Raw genomic sequence first — 15172 nt, 5'->3', positions numbered from 1 at the left:
TTTCGGCCGAATCAGCAGGGTGAGTCGGGGGGAGTGACGGTGCTCGCAGGTGTGGCGTTGGTCGCTCTATTGAGCCTCACGGTGCTGCTGGCGCAGGTCGGAGTCGCCGTGGTGGGCAGGCATCGGGCGCAGTCCGCGGCCGATCTGGCGGCGCTGGCGGCGGCCGCCGGATTGGCGTCCGGCTCCGAATCGGGATGTGCGCGCGCACGGGAGATCGGTATGCGAATGGGTATGCGCGTGATCGATTGCGCGGTGCGCGAGTGGGATGTGACCGTCACCGTGGAGTCGCGAATGTCGCTGGGTCCACTGGGCACTCGATCGATCAGTGCGAAGGCGCGGGCGGGACCGATGGGACATAGCGACTAATGGCGACTATCTCGTACCGAGCGGTTGGTTAGAGAATGGATGGCGCGGACCACACCGCGTGTCGATCAATGTCGATATTGGATGAAAGTGGTAAGCGAATTGTTTGGATCCCGAGTGCTTTCCTATTCGTTCCAGAAGTCGGAATCGAAAGAATGCACTGGTAAATGCGTGATCGACATTATCGAACGGAGCAATCCTCCAGTTAACAGGATCACATCCCTTTTTATTCGGCTATCGGCCACCTGCCGCGAGACCCGCCCCGGACCGCCCGCGCGGCCCCCGGACACCTCTCAGTTGCCGGATTCCGCCCGGTCGGCGCGATGGCGGTCCGGCCTCGCTCCGGCGACGGAGAGATCACGAAACGGTGTGACCGCCGTCACCTTCGCCGAGCTCGTCCAGCACCGCCGCCAGCAGCCGCGCCGCCCCCGCCTTATCCAGCGGATTATTGCCATTTCCGCACTTCGGAGACTGTACGCAGGACGGGCACCCGCTCGCGCAGCCACAGGATTCGATGGCCGCGAGGGTGGCCCCGAGCCACTGCCGCAGCCGCGCGAACCCGCGCTCGGCGAAGCCCGCACCGCCCGGATGCCCGTCGTAGACGAAGACGGTGGCCAGTCCGGTATCGGCATGTTCGGCGGTCGATACCCCGCCGATATCCCATCGATCGCAGGTCGCGACCAGCGGCAACATGCCGATCGCGGCGTGTTCGGCCGCGTGTAGTGCCCCCGGCGCCCGCTTGGCGTCGATACCGGCGCGGGCCAGCAGCTCCGGGGTGACGGTGTAGAACACCGCCCGGGTCGGCAGCAGCTGTGCGGGCAGGTCCAGCGCCACCATGTCCAGCACCTCGCCGCTGGGGAGTTTGCGCAGGTAGCCGATGACCTGCCGGGTCACCAGCACCCGCCCGAGCGCAATGGTCACCGCCCCGTGCACCTGCTCGTGCAGTACCTCTTCTATCTCGATCGAGGTCACCGCGCGGGCACTGGTGGACCAGCCCGGCGTCTCGGCGCGCACGAGTGCGACGCCCTCCTCCAAATCCAGCTCGTCCACCACGAAACTTTCGCCCTGATGCAGGTGAACGGCCCCTTCGTGCAGGGTCGCCGGTGCTCGCCCGGCATCGGTGGTGCCCAGCATGCGCCCGGATTCGACGTCCACCACGGCGATGGCCGAGCCGATGCCCCCGCGCACGTCGACGGCATCGTGCGGATGTGAGTCCACGGTGCTGAACCAGCGCGCCGACCCATCCCGCCCGGCACCCGCCCGCCGCCGAATCAAACCCTGCTTCGCCAGGTCGGAGAGCAGTTCCCAGGCTTGATAGCCGAGTACCTCGGCATCGGTGAGCGGCTGCTCCATGGCCGCGCACAGCAGATGCGGACCCAATACATAGGGATTGTGCGGATCGGTGATGGTGGCCTCGACGGGCCGTCCGAGCAGCGCTTCGGGGTGATGCACCAAATAGGTGTCCAGCGGGTCGTCCCGGGCGATGAGCAGCACCAATGACCCCTGCGTGCGCCGCCCCGCGCGTCCGGCCTGCTGCCAGAACGAGGCCACCGTGCCCGGATACCCGGCCACCACGACCGCGTCCAGTCCGGCGATGTCCACGCCCAGTTCCAGGGCATTCGTGGTCGCCGCGCCCAGCAGTGACCCCTCCGACAGGGCGGTTTCCAGCGCTCGCCGGTCCTCGGCCAGATATCCGGCCCGGTAGGCGGCGATCCGGCTCGGCAGCGTCGCGTCGACGTCGGCGAGCAGTCGCCGCGTATCCATGGCGATGGCCTCGGCCCCGACCCGGGACCGCACGAAGGTGAGCGTGCGCGCCCCCTCGGCCACCAGATCGGCCATCACCTTGGCCGCCTCGGCGCCGGCCGAACGTCGAACGGCCGCACCATTTTCCCCGGTCACGCCCGCCCCGAGCAGTGGCGGCTCCCAAAGTGCCACGGTCCGCGCCCCCTGCGGCGACCCGTCCTCGGTGACCGCGACGCAGGGCGCTCCGATGAGCCGCGAGGCCGCCTCGGCCGGTTCCGCGGTGGTCGCCGAGCAGAGCACGAAAACCGGATCAGCCCCGTATCGCTCGGCAAGCCGCCGTAGTCGGCGCAGTACCAGCGCCACGTGCGACCCGAATACTCCGCGATAGGTATGGCATTCGTCGACCACGACGTACTTCAACTGCCGCAGCAGCCGCGCCCACCGCTGATGCGACCGCAGCATGCCGACGTGCAGCATGTCCGGATTGGTGAAGACCCAGCGCGCGTTGGCCCGCACCCACTGCCGGATCTCTACCGGGGTATCCCCGTCATAAGGGGCGGGGTGAATCCTCCGAAGTGGGTCCTGACCGGTGAGTTCATTGACCATGCGGAGCTGATCGGCCCCCAGCGCCTTGGTCGGCGACAGATATAGGGCGGTGGCCCGGGGATCCTCCTGCAGTGCGGTGAGTACCGGCAATTGATATGCCAGCGACTTACCGGAGGCCGTCCCGGTCGACACCACCACGTGCCGCCCCTGCGCCGCCAGCTCGGCAGCCCGGACCTGATGTATCCAGGGCCGTTCCACCCCGGTGGCGCACACCGCGGCAACCACGTCGGGGGAGGTCCATTCGGGCCATTCCGTTACCTGAGCCGCACGTGGCGGTAGCTCCGCGACATGGGTGAGACGGGGGTCACCACCCACTGCTCCGGTAAGGACACGATTCAGCAACGATCGACCATAGCTGGGGGAGTTGTCACCCTCCGCGCGGTCCGCGGCGTCGGCGATATTCACGATCGCGGGGTCCTGCTGGGCGAGTGGGGTGCGAAACGTGTGTATGTCTGGTCCTCTACCTGCCATTTCACTACAGAGTAGCGGCCTGTCTCACAGGCGGTTTGCCGGATGCTCGCTCTGTTATCCGGAAGCAAACCTACTTCGAGTACGGATTTGGGCATTACGCCCCTCACCTGCGCATTCGCAAGATCAACTTTTTTGCAAATTGTGGGTAACTCAGCTGTTGAATTGCTCGCGGACATGGTTCACTGGTTCCTGGTCGCAAGCTTCTGTGTTCGAGGGAACGGATCCAAAGTCCAAACCATCAAGCAGGATCGATGTTGCGAACGGTGTACTGATGGCTTTCCTGCAGGGGGAACAGAGTACAGCGGTCTCAACGGACCCGGTGGACGAACCTACTTGTCTACCGTTCCGGTATGGAAAGAGAAGGAACAGAATGGCACAGGGAACTGTGAAGTGGTTCAACGCGGAGAAGGGGTTCGGCTTCATCGCGCCCGAGGACGGCTCCGCTGACGTCTTCGTCCACTACTCCGAGATCCAGGGTTCGGGCTTCCGCACTCTCGAGGAGAACCAGAAGGTCGAGTTCGAGGTCGGTCAGGGCACCAAGGGCCCGCAGGCCACCGGTGTTCGCGCGCTCGGCTGAGCGGGCCAACCCCACAAACCCGTCCCCCACCGCCAGCAGGCGGTGGGGGACGACCCATATCTGCACCCATTACACTCGATCACAACCCGGGGCCATATCGTCGCTGCGACCGAGGCTAAGCCTCTGAACACGGTATAAACGTTGTCGGCAGCGATATAACCAGTCGCAGCCGCTTGCCCCACCCGCGTATCGGCGCGGCCGTGCCGCTGGAATATGAGCAGCGCGGATCGACAGGAAAGGTGTGTTCGCCGGTGGCAACACGAGACCGCGGTGCAGCGCCGAACTCCAAGGCAGCGCCCGACCAGGGCCGCCCCCTGCGTCGTCTCGTGATTGTCGAGTCACCGACGAAGGCCCGGAAAATCGCTCCCTACCTGGGCCGCGGCTATGTGGTCGAGGCATCGGTGGGTCATATTCGGGACCTGCCCAGAGGCGCCGCCGATGTACCCGCCAAATATAAGGGGCAGCAGTGGGCTCGCCTGGGCGTTGATGTCGACAATGACTTCGAGGCCATCTATGTGGTGAGCCCCGATAAGAAGGCCAAGGTCGCGGAGCTGAAAAGCCTGCTGGCCGATGCCGACGAACTTTATCTCGCCACCGACCCCGACCGCGAGGGCGAAGCCATCGCGTGGCATCTGCTGGAAACGCTGAAGCCGAAGGTGCCGGTCCGGCGCATGGTGTTCCACGAGATCACCGAGCCCGCCATCCTCGCGGCGGCCGCCGACACGCGCGAGCTCGATAAGGATTTGGTCGACGCGCAGGAGACCCGGCGCATCCTCGACCGGCTCTACGGTTATGAAGTCTCGCCCGTGCTGTGGAAGAAGGTCATGCCGCGTTTGTCGGCGGGCCGTGTGCAGTCGGTGGCGACGCGCGTCATCGTGCAGCGCGAGCGGGAGCGCATGGCGTTCCGGTCCGCCGAGTACTGGGATATCGCGGCCAAGCTGGACGCGGGCGATCAGGGCGAGGGGAATCCGCGGGTCTTCGGTTCGCGGTTGGTGAGTGTCGACGGCGCTCGCGTGGCGGCCGGTCGTGATTTCGGATCCGACGGGCAGTTGAAGTCCTCGGGTGTCACCGTGCTCGACGCCGGGTACGCGCAGCGGCTCGCCGAATCGCTCACCGGTGTGGATCTCAATGTCACCTCGGTCGAATCGAAGCCGTACACCCGTAAGCCGTACGCGCCGTTCATGACCTCGACGTTGCAGCAGGAGGCCGCGCGCAAGCTGCGTTTCACCTCCGAGCGCACCATGCGGGTCGCGCAGCGACTGTATGAAAACGGCTACATCACCTATATGCGTACCGACTCGACCACGTTGTCGGACACCGCGATTCAGGCCGCGCGGGCGCAGGCGACGCAGCTGTACGGCGCGGAGTACGTGAGCCCGACGCCGCGCCAGTACACCCGCAAGGTGAAGAACGCGCAGGAAGCACACGAGGCGATCCGCCCGTCGGGTGATGTGTTCGTCACCCCGGGGCAGATTCATTCGCGGGTCGACAATGACGAGTTCCGGCTGTACGAGCTGATCTGGCAGCGCACCGTGGCCTCGCAGATGCAGGACGCGCGCGGCACCACCATGACGGTGCGCATCACCGGTATCGCGAATACCGGTGAGGAGTGCGTGTTCTCGTCGTCCGGCCGGACCATCACGTTCGCGGGCTTCCTGAAGGCGTACGTCGAGAGTGTCGACGAGGACGCGGGCGGTCAGTCCGATGACGCGGAATCGCGACTGCCGGTGCTGACCGAGGGTCAGGGCGTGACGGCTGTCGAGCTGCTGCCGGATGGGCACACCACCAATCCGCCCGCGCGTTTCAATGAAGCCTCGTTGATCAAGACGCTGGAAGACCTCGGTATCGGGCGTCCTTCCACCTACGCGTCGATCATCAAGACGATTCTCGATCGCGGGTACGTGTACAAGCGCGGTAACGCGCTGGTGCCGTCGTGGGTGGCGTTCGCGGTGGTCGGTCTGCTGGAGGCGCACTTCGGGCGACTGGTGGATTTCGACTTCACCGCCGCCATGGAGGATGACCTCGACGCCATCGCCGGTGGACGCGAGCAACGCGGAAACTGGTTGTCCAGCTTCTACTTCGGCGGTGAGCACGGCGCCGAGGGTTCGGTGGCGCGCGAGGGCGGCCTGAAGAAGATGGTCGGCGAGCGCCTCGACGGAATCGATGCGCGCGAGGTCAATTCGATCAAGCTGTTCGCCGATGACGAGGGCCGCGATGTGGTCGTGCGGGTCGGCAAGTTCGGTCCGTATCTCGAGCGCATGATCGTCAATCCCGATGACCCGGAAGGGGATTCGATCTCGCAGCGGGCGAACCTGCCCGATGAGCTGCCGCCGGACGAGCTGACCGCCGAGGTTGCCGAGAAGCTCTTCTCGACGCCGCAGGAAGGTCGCTCACTCGGGGTGGATCCCGAGAGCGGGCACGAAATCGTCGCCAAGGAAGGACGTTTCGGTCCGTACGTGACCGAGGTGCTGCCCGCGCCGCCGGAAGAGGCGGAGCCCAAGAAGGGCGCGAAGAAGGCGGAAGCGCCGAAGCCGCGCACCGGATCGCTGTTCAAATCCATGGATTTGGAGAGCATTACGCTCGATGACGCGTTGAAGCTGCTGTCGCTGCCGCGTGTGGTCGGTGCCGATCCGACATCCGGTGATGAGATCACCGCGCAGAACGGTCGCTACGGCCCGTATCTGAAGAAGGGCACCGATTCCCGGTCGCTGACCGGTGAGGATCAGATCTTCACCGTCACTCTGGAAGAGGCGCTGAAGATCTACGCCGAGCCCAAGCGGCGCGGTGGGCAGTCCGCGAGTGCGCCGCCGCTGCGGGAGCTGGGTGTGGACCCGGTGTCGGAGAAGCCGATGGTGATCAAGGACGGCCGGTTCGGGCCGTATGTCACCGACGGTGAGACCAATGCGAGTCTGCGCAAGGGCGATGAGGTGGAGTCCATCACCGATGCGCGCGCCTCGGAGCTGCTGGCGGATCGGCGGGCGCGCGGGCCGGTGAAGAAGGCGGCCAAGAAGACCGCGGCGAAGAAGGCTCCGGCCAAGAAGGCGGCCGCGAAGAAGACCGCCGCGAAGAAGGCGGTCGCGTCCAAGACCACGGTGGTGAAGAAGGCGGCGGCGAAGAAGGCCGCGGCCAAGACCGCCGACGGGGTCACTACCAAAAAGGCTGCGGCGGCCAAGAAAGCTGCGGCGACCAAGTCCTGACGATGATCCTCCGTCCCGGCTCTGAGCTGGGGCGGAGTGAATTTTTCAGGGGCTGTTTCCTGTCGGTGCCCTGCCGTAGCGTGTGGTTCGAACACGCACCGGCGGAAGGGCATTCGATGGCAGTCGATCACGAGCGCGAAGAGTTGATCACCGTATTGGCGAGTCAGCGCGAGCTGTTCCGAATCACCCTGCGGGGTCTCGAGGACGATCAGGCGCGGGAGCGCAGTACGGTCAGCGAGCTGACGCTCGGCGGGCTGCTGCACCACATCATCAATACCGAGCGGCACTGGACGGCCATCCTGGTCGAGCGTGATCCGGAATCCGAATTCGATGTCTCCGGAATGGATTCCGAGTACAAGCTGGGTCCGGACGAGACGGTCGAGGGGCTGCTCGCCGAGTGGGATGTGGTGGCCGAGCAGACCGCGAAGCTGATTCGCGAACTACCCAATCTCGAGGATTCGATTCCGACGCCCACCGCGCCCTGGGCTCCCGAGCGGGTCTGGCTGACGGTCCGGTACATCCTGCTGCACATTCTGCGGGAGATCTCGCAGCACTCCGGGCACGCCGACATCATTCGCGAAGCGCTCGACGGCGCGAACACCACCTACCAGCGCGCGGTCTGAGCTGTCGGCGGTCGACAGTAGTCTGTACGGCGTGGCAGGAGTCTTCGATCGGCTGGTGGGACAGGATGCGGTCGAGTCCGATCTGCGGACCGCCGCGGTGGCGGCCCGGGGCGGGGAGGTCGTTTCGTCCTCGGCCATGACGCATTCGTGGCTGTTCACCGGTCCGCCCGGTTCGGGTCGTTCGGTGGCGGCGCTGTGTTTCGCGGCGGCATTGCAGTGCACCGATCCGGAGGCGCCGGGGTGCGGCCGGTGTCATGCCTGCACCACCACTATGGCCGGAACGCACGGTGATGTGCGGCGCGTGGTGCCGGAGGGCCTGAGCATCGGCACCAAGGAGATGCGCGAGATCGTGCAGGTCGCCTCGCGGCGGCCGAGCACCGGTCGCTGGCAGGTCGTGGTGGTCGAGGATGCCGATCGTTTGACCGAGGCCGCCGGAAACGTGCTGCTCAAGGTGGTCGAGGAGCCGCCCGCCCGCACCGTTTTCCTGCTCTGTGCGCCTTCGGTGGATCCGGAGGACATCTCCATCACGCTGCGCTCGCGCTGCCGTCATGTGCATTTGGCGACGCCGTCGGTGGATTCGATCGCGACGGTGCTGCGCGATCGGGATGGACTTTCCCCGGAGGCCGCCGCCTGGGCCGCCTCGGTCAGTGGCGGTCATGTCGGTCGGGCCCGGCGCTTGGCCACCGATGACGAGGCCCGCGCCCGCCGCAAACGCGCCTTGGCCCTGGTCGCCGCCACCGCGCGGCCCGGCATGGCCTATTCCACCGCCGAGGAATTGGTGAAGTCCGCCGATGACGAGGCGAAGCAGGTCAGCGCCGCCCGCGATGAGAAGGAACGCGACGCCCTCGCGACCGCGCTGGGCGCGGGCGGCACCGGTAAGGGCGCGGCGTCGGCCACCCGCGGTTCCGCCGGTGCGCTCAAGGATTTGGAGAAGCGCCAGAAGTCCCGCGCCACCCGCACCGGCCGTGACGCCCTGGACCGCGCGCTCATCGATGTCGCGGGTATGTACCGCGATGCCCTCGCGGTCCGTTTCGGCGCGGCGAACGCCGATACGAAAACCGGTGTCACCCTCACACATCCGGATATGGCCGACCAGATCCGCGCCCTCGCCACCGACGTCCGCCCCGAGGGCCTGCTCCTGTCCATCCAGGCCGTCCTGGATTGCCGCGAAGCCCTCGAAACCAACGTGAAGCCCCGCTTCGCCGTGGCCGCCATGGTCGCGGGCCTGATAGCCGCCCGCTCCGCATGACCGCGACCACCGATTTTCGGATTCCGGCCATCAGACGATAGACTCGCAGCGCCGGAAGGCACGCCGCCTTAGCTCAGTCGGTAGAGCGCTTCACTCGTAATGAAAAGGTCGGGGGTTCGATTCCCCCAGGCGGCTCCAAACAAGCAGGTGGAGAGCGTTTGTCGCTCTCCACCTGCTTTTGTTTTGTCAGGGTAGGCAGGGTGGCTGGGTGATGGGGTTGCAGCGGCGGCTGTCGTAGTGGGGGTTGCGGTTGGCGGCGGGGGCCGGGGCGTTGCGGTCTTCGGCGCGGCGGTTGTCTCCCGGGGTAGAGGTGTTCGAGCCGGTGGTGTTGCTCGAGGTGGTGGCCTGGGCGGGGGCGGCCAGGGCGGCGGGGACGATCGCCAGCAGGGCGGTGAGGGTGCAGGCCGCGAACAGGGTGCGGGCAGCGGTCGGCGACGGGTGGGTGGACATGCGGGATCTCCTGTGGGTTCGCCGCGATGGGAGGGCGGCGCGGATCTGTTCGGATCGCCGCGTGGGGTGCGCGGTGTAGGAGCCCGTGCGCTGAGCGCGTCAGGTGAGACTTCGGTGGGCGGTGCCGGTGCGTGTCAAACCTCTACCGGTGAAACGAGATTGCGGTGCGGGGCGTTCATATCGGCGATGTTGCGGATCGGTCAGGGCATGGCGGCGGAGCCTCGCGCAGCCCGGTGACATGGCGCAGGCCCCCGCCGCCGTGATCGGGCGGTGGGGGCCTGCTGTTCGGGCCGGGTGAGCTGTTCGGGTCAGGAGACCAGGCCGCGGCCGGTGGTCAGGGGGAGGTCCATGGCGGTGAGGAGGCCGGGGCGGGCCTGAACCAGGGCGGGGATGGCGCTGACCAGGCGGGCCGCGGTGCCCACCACGCCCGCTTCGGCGTGATCGCCGTTGCTGTAGAGCTGGAGGTCCAGCAGGTAGTCGGGGTCGCCCTTGATTTCGACTCGGTAGCAACCCTTTCCGGCTGGCTGGGGCCAGTCGGGGGCGAGGTCGGGGTGTAGGCGGGTGACGTGTTCGAGGGTGAGGATTTCGCGGCCCGCGCGAATGCCGTGGATTTGGAAGCGCAGGGCGGCGGCGGTGCCTGGGGCGATGGTGCGTTTGCCGACGACGAGTTCCTCGGTGGCCGGGAGGCGTTCGTAATGCTGTGTGACGGAATCCAATTCGACGTCGAGGGCGGCGGCGAGCTGGCGGATGACGCTGCCCCAGGCGAGGGTGAGGACGCCGGGTTGCAGCAGCAGGGGCAGGTCGTCCAGCGCGCTGCCGAAGCCCATGATGTCGAACAGGACCTTGGGGTTGTCGTAGGTGGAGTAGTCCATGATCTCCGAGCAGATGACCGCGTCGATGCGCTCGGAACCGCTGGAGAGCAGCAGGGGGAGCCAGTCGTTGGCCCAGCCCGGGTCGATGCCGTTCACCCAGAGTGAGGCGTTGCCCGCGTCGGCGGCTTCGATGATCGGGGCGATGGCCTCGTCCGGCAGTGTGCCGTAAGGGAATTGGAGGAAGACGGGGCTGCTGGAGACCACGTTTATGCCCGCGCGCAGGAACATCTTCAGGTCTTCGACGGCTTCCATGAGCCGGTCGTCGGCCATGGCGGTGTGCACGATGCAGTCCGGTTTCAGGGCGATGAGGGCCTGGGCGTCGGTGGTCGCGAGGACACCGGTTTCGGTGTCCAGGCCCGCGAGTTCGCCCGCGTCCCGACCGGCTTTGGCGTCGCTGGACACCCAGACGCCGACCAGGTCCAGTTCGGGGCGGGCGATGATATTGCGGAGTGTGCGGCGGCCGACATTGCCGGTACTCCATTGCACGACACGGTATTTCATGGCTGACTCCGGTTCACAGGTCGGGCAGGCCGAGTTCGAGGTTGGGTGCTTCGATACCGCCGTCGACCTCGAGGATCTTGCCGGTGATGTAGCCGCCCGCGCGCGAGCACAGGAAGACGATGGCGGCGGCGATCTCCCAGGGCTCGCCGAGGCGGCGCAGCGGGGTCGCGCCCTCCATCTTGGCTTTGATTTCCGGTTGCTGCGCAACGACTTCCAGCGCGGAGGTGAGGACGGAGCCGACGGCGATGGCGTTCACCCGCACGCGCGGGGACAGATCCGAGGCGGCCATCCGGGTCCAGTGCGCGAGTGCGGCTTTGGCGGTGCCGTAGGCCAGGAACCCGCGACCGGGTGCGCGGCCCATCATCGAGGAGATGCTGACCACTGATCCGCCGTCGTTCTTCAGCATGTGCGGCAGCGCGGCCTGGGTGAGGGCGTGCGCGGTGGACACATTGAAATGGAAGGCGTCCTCCAGGAATTGCGGGGAGGTGGTGGCGAAGGTGTTCGGCATGGTGCCGCCGACATTGTTGACGACGATATCGAGGCGGCCGAGTTCGGCGGCGGCGGTATCGGCGAAGGCGGTGACGGTGTCGAGGTCGTTCAGATCGCAGGGCACGATCACCGCGCGCCGGCCCAGCGCGCGGATCTTGCCCGCGACGTCCTCGAGCTGCGCGGGGGTGCGGGCGGCGAGGGCGACATCGGCGCCGGCCTCGGCCAGCGCGAGCGCGGTCGCGGCGCCGATACCGCGGCCCGCGCCGGTGACGACGGCGACGCGGCCGTCCAGTCGGAAGGTGTCCAGGATCATCGAGTGCAGTCCTATCGAGTGATGGCAGTCACCCAGAGCTTTAAGAACAAGTGCTTAACTGTCAAGGATGAGTTCTTTATCGGCTGGTGGACGGCTATTCTGCACCTGTGGGAGTGAACGAGGCGCGGGAGCGGATCATCTTCGCGGCCGAGCGATTGATCGCCGAACGCGGGCAGGCGGTGCCGCTGCGCGATATCGCCGCGGCCGCCGGACAGCGGAACAATTCGGCGATCCAGTACCACTTCGGTTCGCGGGACGGACTCATCGAGGCCGTGGTGGAATTGCGACTCGGCGCGCTCGAGGTGCGGCGCTTGGAAATGCTCGCGGAACAGGTCGGCGCGGGTGCGGGGGTGCACGCGCTCTTGGAGGCGCTGGTGCTGCCGATGTTCGAACTCGGGGCCAGCGAGGGCAGTCATCACTACGCGCGCTTCCTGGAACAGATCCACACCCACCCGGCGGTCACCGACGCCTCGAATCTGGAGAGCGACCGCCGCACCTCGGTGCGGGTGATCATGCAGCGGCTCGGCGATGAAATGACCACGCTCGCACCGCGATTGCGGGTGCATCGGCTGCGCGCGCTGCCCACCATGCTGTTCGCGCTACTGGCCGATCATGAGCGGGCGGTGGAGTCGGGCCGGGTCGCGGCGGGGGACACCGGCGCGTGGACCGAGATCATCGACATGCTCGCGGGCGCGCTCACCGCGCCGGTCAGCGAGCGGGCGCCGATTCGCTGAGGCCCACGGTCGGCGGATCGTCGTGTGAGCCGCCGAGTCCGATGGTCGGTGCGTCGTCCGGCGCCGTCCCGGTGCGGTAGTGCACCGGCATGGTGGGCGGCTCCTGATAGTTCGGGTGCAGCGCGTGCGCGGAGATGGTGGCCACGGCGGCGGCCGGATCGGCCGCGTGCGATGCCGCGACCGGGCCGATGACCCGCTGCGCGCCGGCGGGAACGGAAACCGGTGGTGCGGACGGGTCGGTAACCCGGTGGGCGGCAGGCGGAACCGCGCCGGATCGCGGGTTGTCGCCGACCTGGGCGACAGCCGGAACCGGGACGGGGTTCGTGCCCGATGAGCCGGGGCGCTCGCGGCGCTGGAACAGCAGGTACGCGCCGCCGATCGCCGCGATTACGAGCAGTATCAGCAGGCTGTTGGGGAATGAGTAGCCGAAGGTCATGCTGCCCGCTTTGGCGACGATGATGAGGGCGAGCATGCCCGCGGAGGCGGCGGCGCGGGCGATTCTGCCACTGTCGGCCTGGCGCTGGCGCATGTGACCTACCTCCCGCGGATCGAAAACCCTTGCAGGGGAAGCATACCCACGGGTTCGGACTGCGAACCGCACTGTCCGGGGGTGCGAAGTCGCGCGGAATATGGCGGGTTGCGGCGGGCCCGGTTACGGTTGTCTGGTGGAAACCGTGCAGGCGCGTGACGCCGAATCCGCTGCTCACCCCAGGTGGCTGAGTGCCGGATTGCCGCTGCTCGGCGGTGCCGCGGTGGCAGGTGGCTTGGTGCTACTGCACTTTCGCGATCCGCATGAGTCGGGGTCGTATGGGCTCTGCCCGTTCAAGGAAGTGACGGGGTACTGGTGCCCCGGCTGCGGCGGGCTGCGCGGATTGCACAATCTCACCGACGGCCGGGTGCTCGACGCGATTCACAGCAATATCCTGCTGGTGCCGCTGCTGCTGGGATTCCTGGCGTGGTGGGTGACCTGGCTGGTGAGCGGGTTCCGTGGGCGGACGAGCCCGCCGCCGCTACCGCGGGTGCTGCCCAGGACCGCCCTGTGGGTGACGCTGGCCTTTCTCGTCCTATATACGGTGGTCCGCAATACGCCGTGGGGGAGCTGGCTCGCGCCGGTGTGATCGGTCGGCGTGCCTGGCCGAATTACCTCGGGCAAACCGGGCATGCTCTGGCTATGAGTGATTCGCTGAAGGAGCGCGTGCGCGCGAAACTGGTCCGGCAGCTCGATGAGGACGGGCCGCCGGACCCGGATCAGGAAGACGGACGCCAGGTTTCGGTGCGGGACGACCTCGACATCCTCGATGCCGTCGCCGACGACGATCCCTTCGTGGAAGAGCTCGCTCGCCGCTACCTGGTGTTCTAGACCGGCCGCCGGCCCGGATCGCGACCGGCGACCAGCGGCGAACCGAGGGTCAGATCGCGCAGGGGGCCGCGCCGGCGGCCGAGCTGCCGAAGGGGCGGGTTTCGGGGGTGGGGTTCCAGTGGCCCTCGGTCTTGGCGTAGTCCCAGGCGGGACCGTTCTCGACCAGAGCGGCGATGGCGTCGACGAGGCGGTCCACATCGGCGGCGGTGGTGCCCAGGCCGATGCTGGCCCGCACGGCGGCGTCGACGCCGAGACGCGACAGCAGGGGGTGCGCGCAGAAGCGGCCGTCGCGGACGCCGATGCCGTGTTCGGCCGAGAGGTAGGCCGCCACCTGGCCGGGCTCGAACCCGTCGACGGTGAAGGCGACGATGCCGACCGCATCGGCGCTGTCCCGCCAGATGCGCAGGAAGTTCACGCCCGGAACGGTTTTCAGGCCGTAGCGCAGGCGGTGGGTGAGGTACTGCTCATGTTCGAGCAGGGTGGTCTCGTCGAATTCGGCCAGTGCGTCACACGCGGCGGCGAGGGCGGCCACACCCAGCACATTGGGGGAACCGGCCTCGTGGCGCTGCGGGGCGGGAGCCCACTCCACGCTGTCGGCGCTCACCGAACGGACCGCGCCGCCGCCCGCGAGGTACGGCTCGGCGGCATCGAGCCAGTCGCGGCGGCCGACGAGTACACCAGCGCCGAACGGGGCGTACGCCTTGTGACCGGAGAAGGCCAGGTAGTCGATACCGCTGGTCTGGAGATCGATGCGCCGGTGCGGGGCCAGCTGGGCGGCGTCCACCAGTACCCGGGTGCCGCACTGGTGCGCGATCCAGGCCAGCCGCTCCAGCGGGAGCAGTTCCCCGGTCACATTGGACGCACCGGTAATGGCAAGCAGCGCAGCGGGTTTGGTGCACAGTTCGGCGACCACGCGCTGAATGGTCTCCTCGATGGTGTCCGCGATCGGCACCACGCGGCGGCCGTTGCGGGTCCACGGCAGGAAATTGGCGTGGTGTTCGGAATCGAGCACCACGGTGTCACCGGGCACGCAGGAGGCCAGCAGGTTCAGCGCATCGGTGGTGTTGCGGGTGAAGACCACGACCTGATCGTCGGCCGCGTTGAGGAAGCGGGCGACCGAACCGCGAGCGGATTCGTAGCAGTCGGTGGAGACGCGCGAGGCGTATCCCGCACCCCGGTGCACGCTGGCGTAGAACGGCAGCAGATCCTGCACGCGGGTGGTGACCTGCGCCAAAGCCGGTGCGCTGGCGGCATAGTCGAAGTTGGCGTAGCGAATCGTTCCGCCCTGCACGAGCGGTACCTCGAGCTCACAACCGGAAACGGTGGCGAGGGCGGCACAGGTCTGGTCGGCGAAAGCAGTCATCACGAAATCCCATCGGGCAAGGGACACGCGATCAAGGAAAGCAATGATCGAGAGTCCGCGCTTGCCGCGCCCGGTCGGGCGGCGGCCCGGTCGTCACCTGGAGCACCCCACCGCGGAGGAGGGTTGCCGACCAGCTAGCCAGGGCTTGACGCTGGTACTCATGACCTGGTTGAAGAGCTTGCAGAAGATCGCGGTTCTTGTCAACCCCGCCGCGAAAATCATCCGAAAGTTGGATCGGGAGGGCCGAAAAGGTCGAATCGC

General features: G+C 67.3%; 14 protein-coding genes, 1 tRNA gene and 1 riboswitch. Of the genes, 9 read left to right on the top strand and 6 right to left on the bottom strand.

What is annotated here, in order from left to right; translation table 11 throughout:
* Positions 1-33 precede the first annotated feature (33 nt).
* A complete protein-coding gene (locus tag ACFVUS_RS19355; RefSeq protein WP_387767741.1) occupies positions 34-366 on the top strand; it encodes an Rv3654c family TadE-like protein in 333 nt (110 codons plus the stop codon).
* A gap of 354 nt (positions 367-720) precedes the next feature.
* Here ACFVUS_RS19355 and ACFVUS_RS19350 read toward each other — a convergent pair whose 3' ends face one another.
* Positions 721-3054, bottom strand: a complete 2334-nt coding sequence (locus ACFVUS_RS19350; protein WP_387767738.1) for a DEAD/DEAH box helicase — start codon at positions 3052-3054, stop codon at positions 721-723.
* Between the two features lie 499 nt (positions 3055-3553).
* On the opposite strand from ACFVUS_RS19350, the gene ACFVUS_RS19345 reads away from it, so the two are divergent.
* From ACFVUS_RS19345 to ACFVUS_RS19325, 5 genes are all read left to right on the top strand, one after another.
* Positions 3554-3760: a cold-shock protein gene (locus ACFVUS_RS19345; RefSeq protein WP_067573509.1), complete on the top strand. Its 207-nt coding sequence runs from the start codon at positions 3554-3556 to the stop codon at positions 3758-3760.
* A 251-nt stretch (positions 3761-4011) separates the two neighbouring features.
* Positions 4012-6957, top strand: a complete 2946-nt coding sequence (gene topA / locus ACFVUS_RS19340; RefSeq protein ID WP_387767734.1) for a type I DNA topoisomerase — start codon at positions 4012-4014, stop codon at positions 6955-6957.
* 116 nt (positions 6958-7073) lie between these two features.
* Positions 7074-7580 (top strand): DinB family protein, encoded by a 507-nt coding sequence (locus ACFVUS_RS19335; protein ID WP_387767731.1) that lies wholly within the window; start codon positions 7074-7076, stop codon positions 7578-7580.
* 31 nt (positions 7581-7611) lie between these two features.
* A complete protein-coding gene (locus tag ACFVUS_RS19330; protein WP_387767728.1) occupies positions 7612-8829 on the top strand; it encodes a DNA polymerase III subunit delta' in 1218 nt (405 codons plus the stop codon).
* 62 nt (positions 8830-8891) lie between these two features.
* Positions 8892-8967 (top strand) — tRNA-Thr (locus ACFVUS_RS19325).
* 48 nt (positions 8968-9015) lie between these two features.
* Here the strand turns inward: ACFVUS_RS19325 and ACFVUS_RS19320 are convergent.
* From ACFVUS_RS19320 to ACFVUS_RS19310, 3 genes are all read right to left on the bottom strand, one after another.
* Entirely contained in the window at positions 9016-9279 is a 264-nt protein-coding gene (locus ACFVUS_RS19320; RefSeq protein WP_387767725.1) for a hypothetical protein, read from the bottom strand.
* Positions 9280-9587: 308 nt separating this feature from the next.
* Positions 9588-10652: a diacylglycerol kinase gene (locus ACFVUS_RS19315; RefSeq protein WP_387767722.1), complete on the bottom strand. Its 1065-nt coding sequence runs from the start codon at positions 10650-10652 to the stop codon at positions 9588-9590.
* 13 nt (positions 10653-10665) lie between these two features.
* Positions 10666-11454: an SDR family oxidoreductase gene (locus ACFVUS_RS19310; RefSeq protein WP_387767719.1), complete on the bottom strand. Its 789-nt coding sequence runs from the start codon at positions 11452-11454 to the stop codon at positions 10666-10668.
* A gap of 107 nt (positions 11455-11561) precedes the next feature.
* On the opposite strand from ACFVUS_RS19310, the gene ACFVUS_RS19305 reads away from it, so the two are divergent.
* Positions 11562-12188, top strand: a complete 627-nt coding sequence (locus tag ACFVUS_RS19305; protein ID WP_387767716.1) for a TetR family transcriptional regulator — start codon at positions 11562-11564, stop codon at positions 12186-12188.
* On the opposite strand, the gene ACFVUS_RS19300 is transcribed toward ACFVUS_RS19305, so the two are convergent.
* The gene (locus tag ACFVUS_RS19300; protein ID WP_387767713.1) at positions 12163-12717 is read right to left on the bottom strand and encodes a hypothetical protein; all 555 of its coding nucleotides are present in this window, start codon (positions 12715-12717) and stop codon (positions 12163-12165) included. The two genes, ACFVUS_RS19305 and ACFVUS_RS19300, sit on opposite strands and share 26 nt — an antisense overlap.
* Positions 12718-12853: 136 nt before the next feature.
* On the opposite strand from ACFVUS_RS19300, the gene ACFVUS_RS19295 reads away from it, so the two are divergent.
* Complete coding sequence (locus ACFVUS_RS19295) at positions 12854-13306, top strand: DUF2752 domain-containing protein (RefSeq protein WP_387767710.1); 453 nt, start codon at positions 12854-12856, stop codon at positions 13304-13306.
* 53 nt (positions 13307-13359) lie between these two features.
* A complete protein-coding gene (locus ACFVUS_RS19290) occupies positions 13360-13548 on the top strand; it encodes a hypothetical protein (protein ID WP_387767707.1) in 189 nt (62 codons plus the stop codon).
* 49 nt (positions 13549-13597) lie between these two features.
* Here the strand turns inward: ACFVUS_RS19290 and ACFVUS_RS19285 are convergent, their stop codons facing one another.
* Positions 13598-14911, bottom strand: a complete 1314-nt coding sequence (locus ACFVUS_RS19285) for an aminotransferase class V-fold PLP-dependent enzyme (RefSeq protein WP_387767704.1) — start codon at positions 14909-14911, stop codon at positions 13598-13600.
* 52 nt (positions 14912-14963) lie between these two features.
* Positions 14964-15077, bottom strand: a riboswitch (SAM riboswitch).
* Positions 15078-15172 lie beyond the last annotated feature (95 nt).

It is taken from the genome of Nocardia sp. NPDC058058 (assembly GCF_042885355.1).
In the GTDB taxonomy this organism is placed as follows: Bacteria; Actinomycetota; Actinomycetes; order Mycobacteriales; family Mycobacteriaceae; genus Nocardia.
This window is presented reverse-complemented; position numbering and strand designations above follow the sequence as displayed.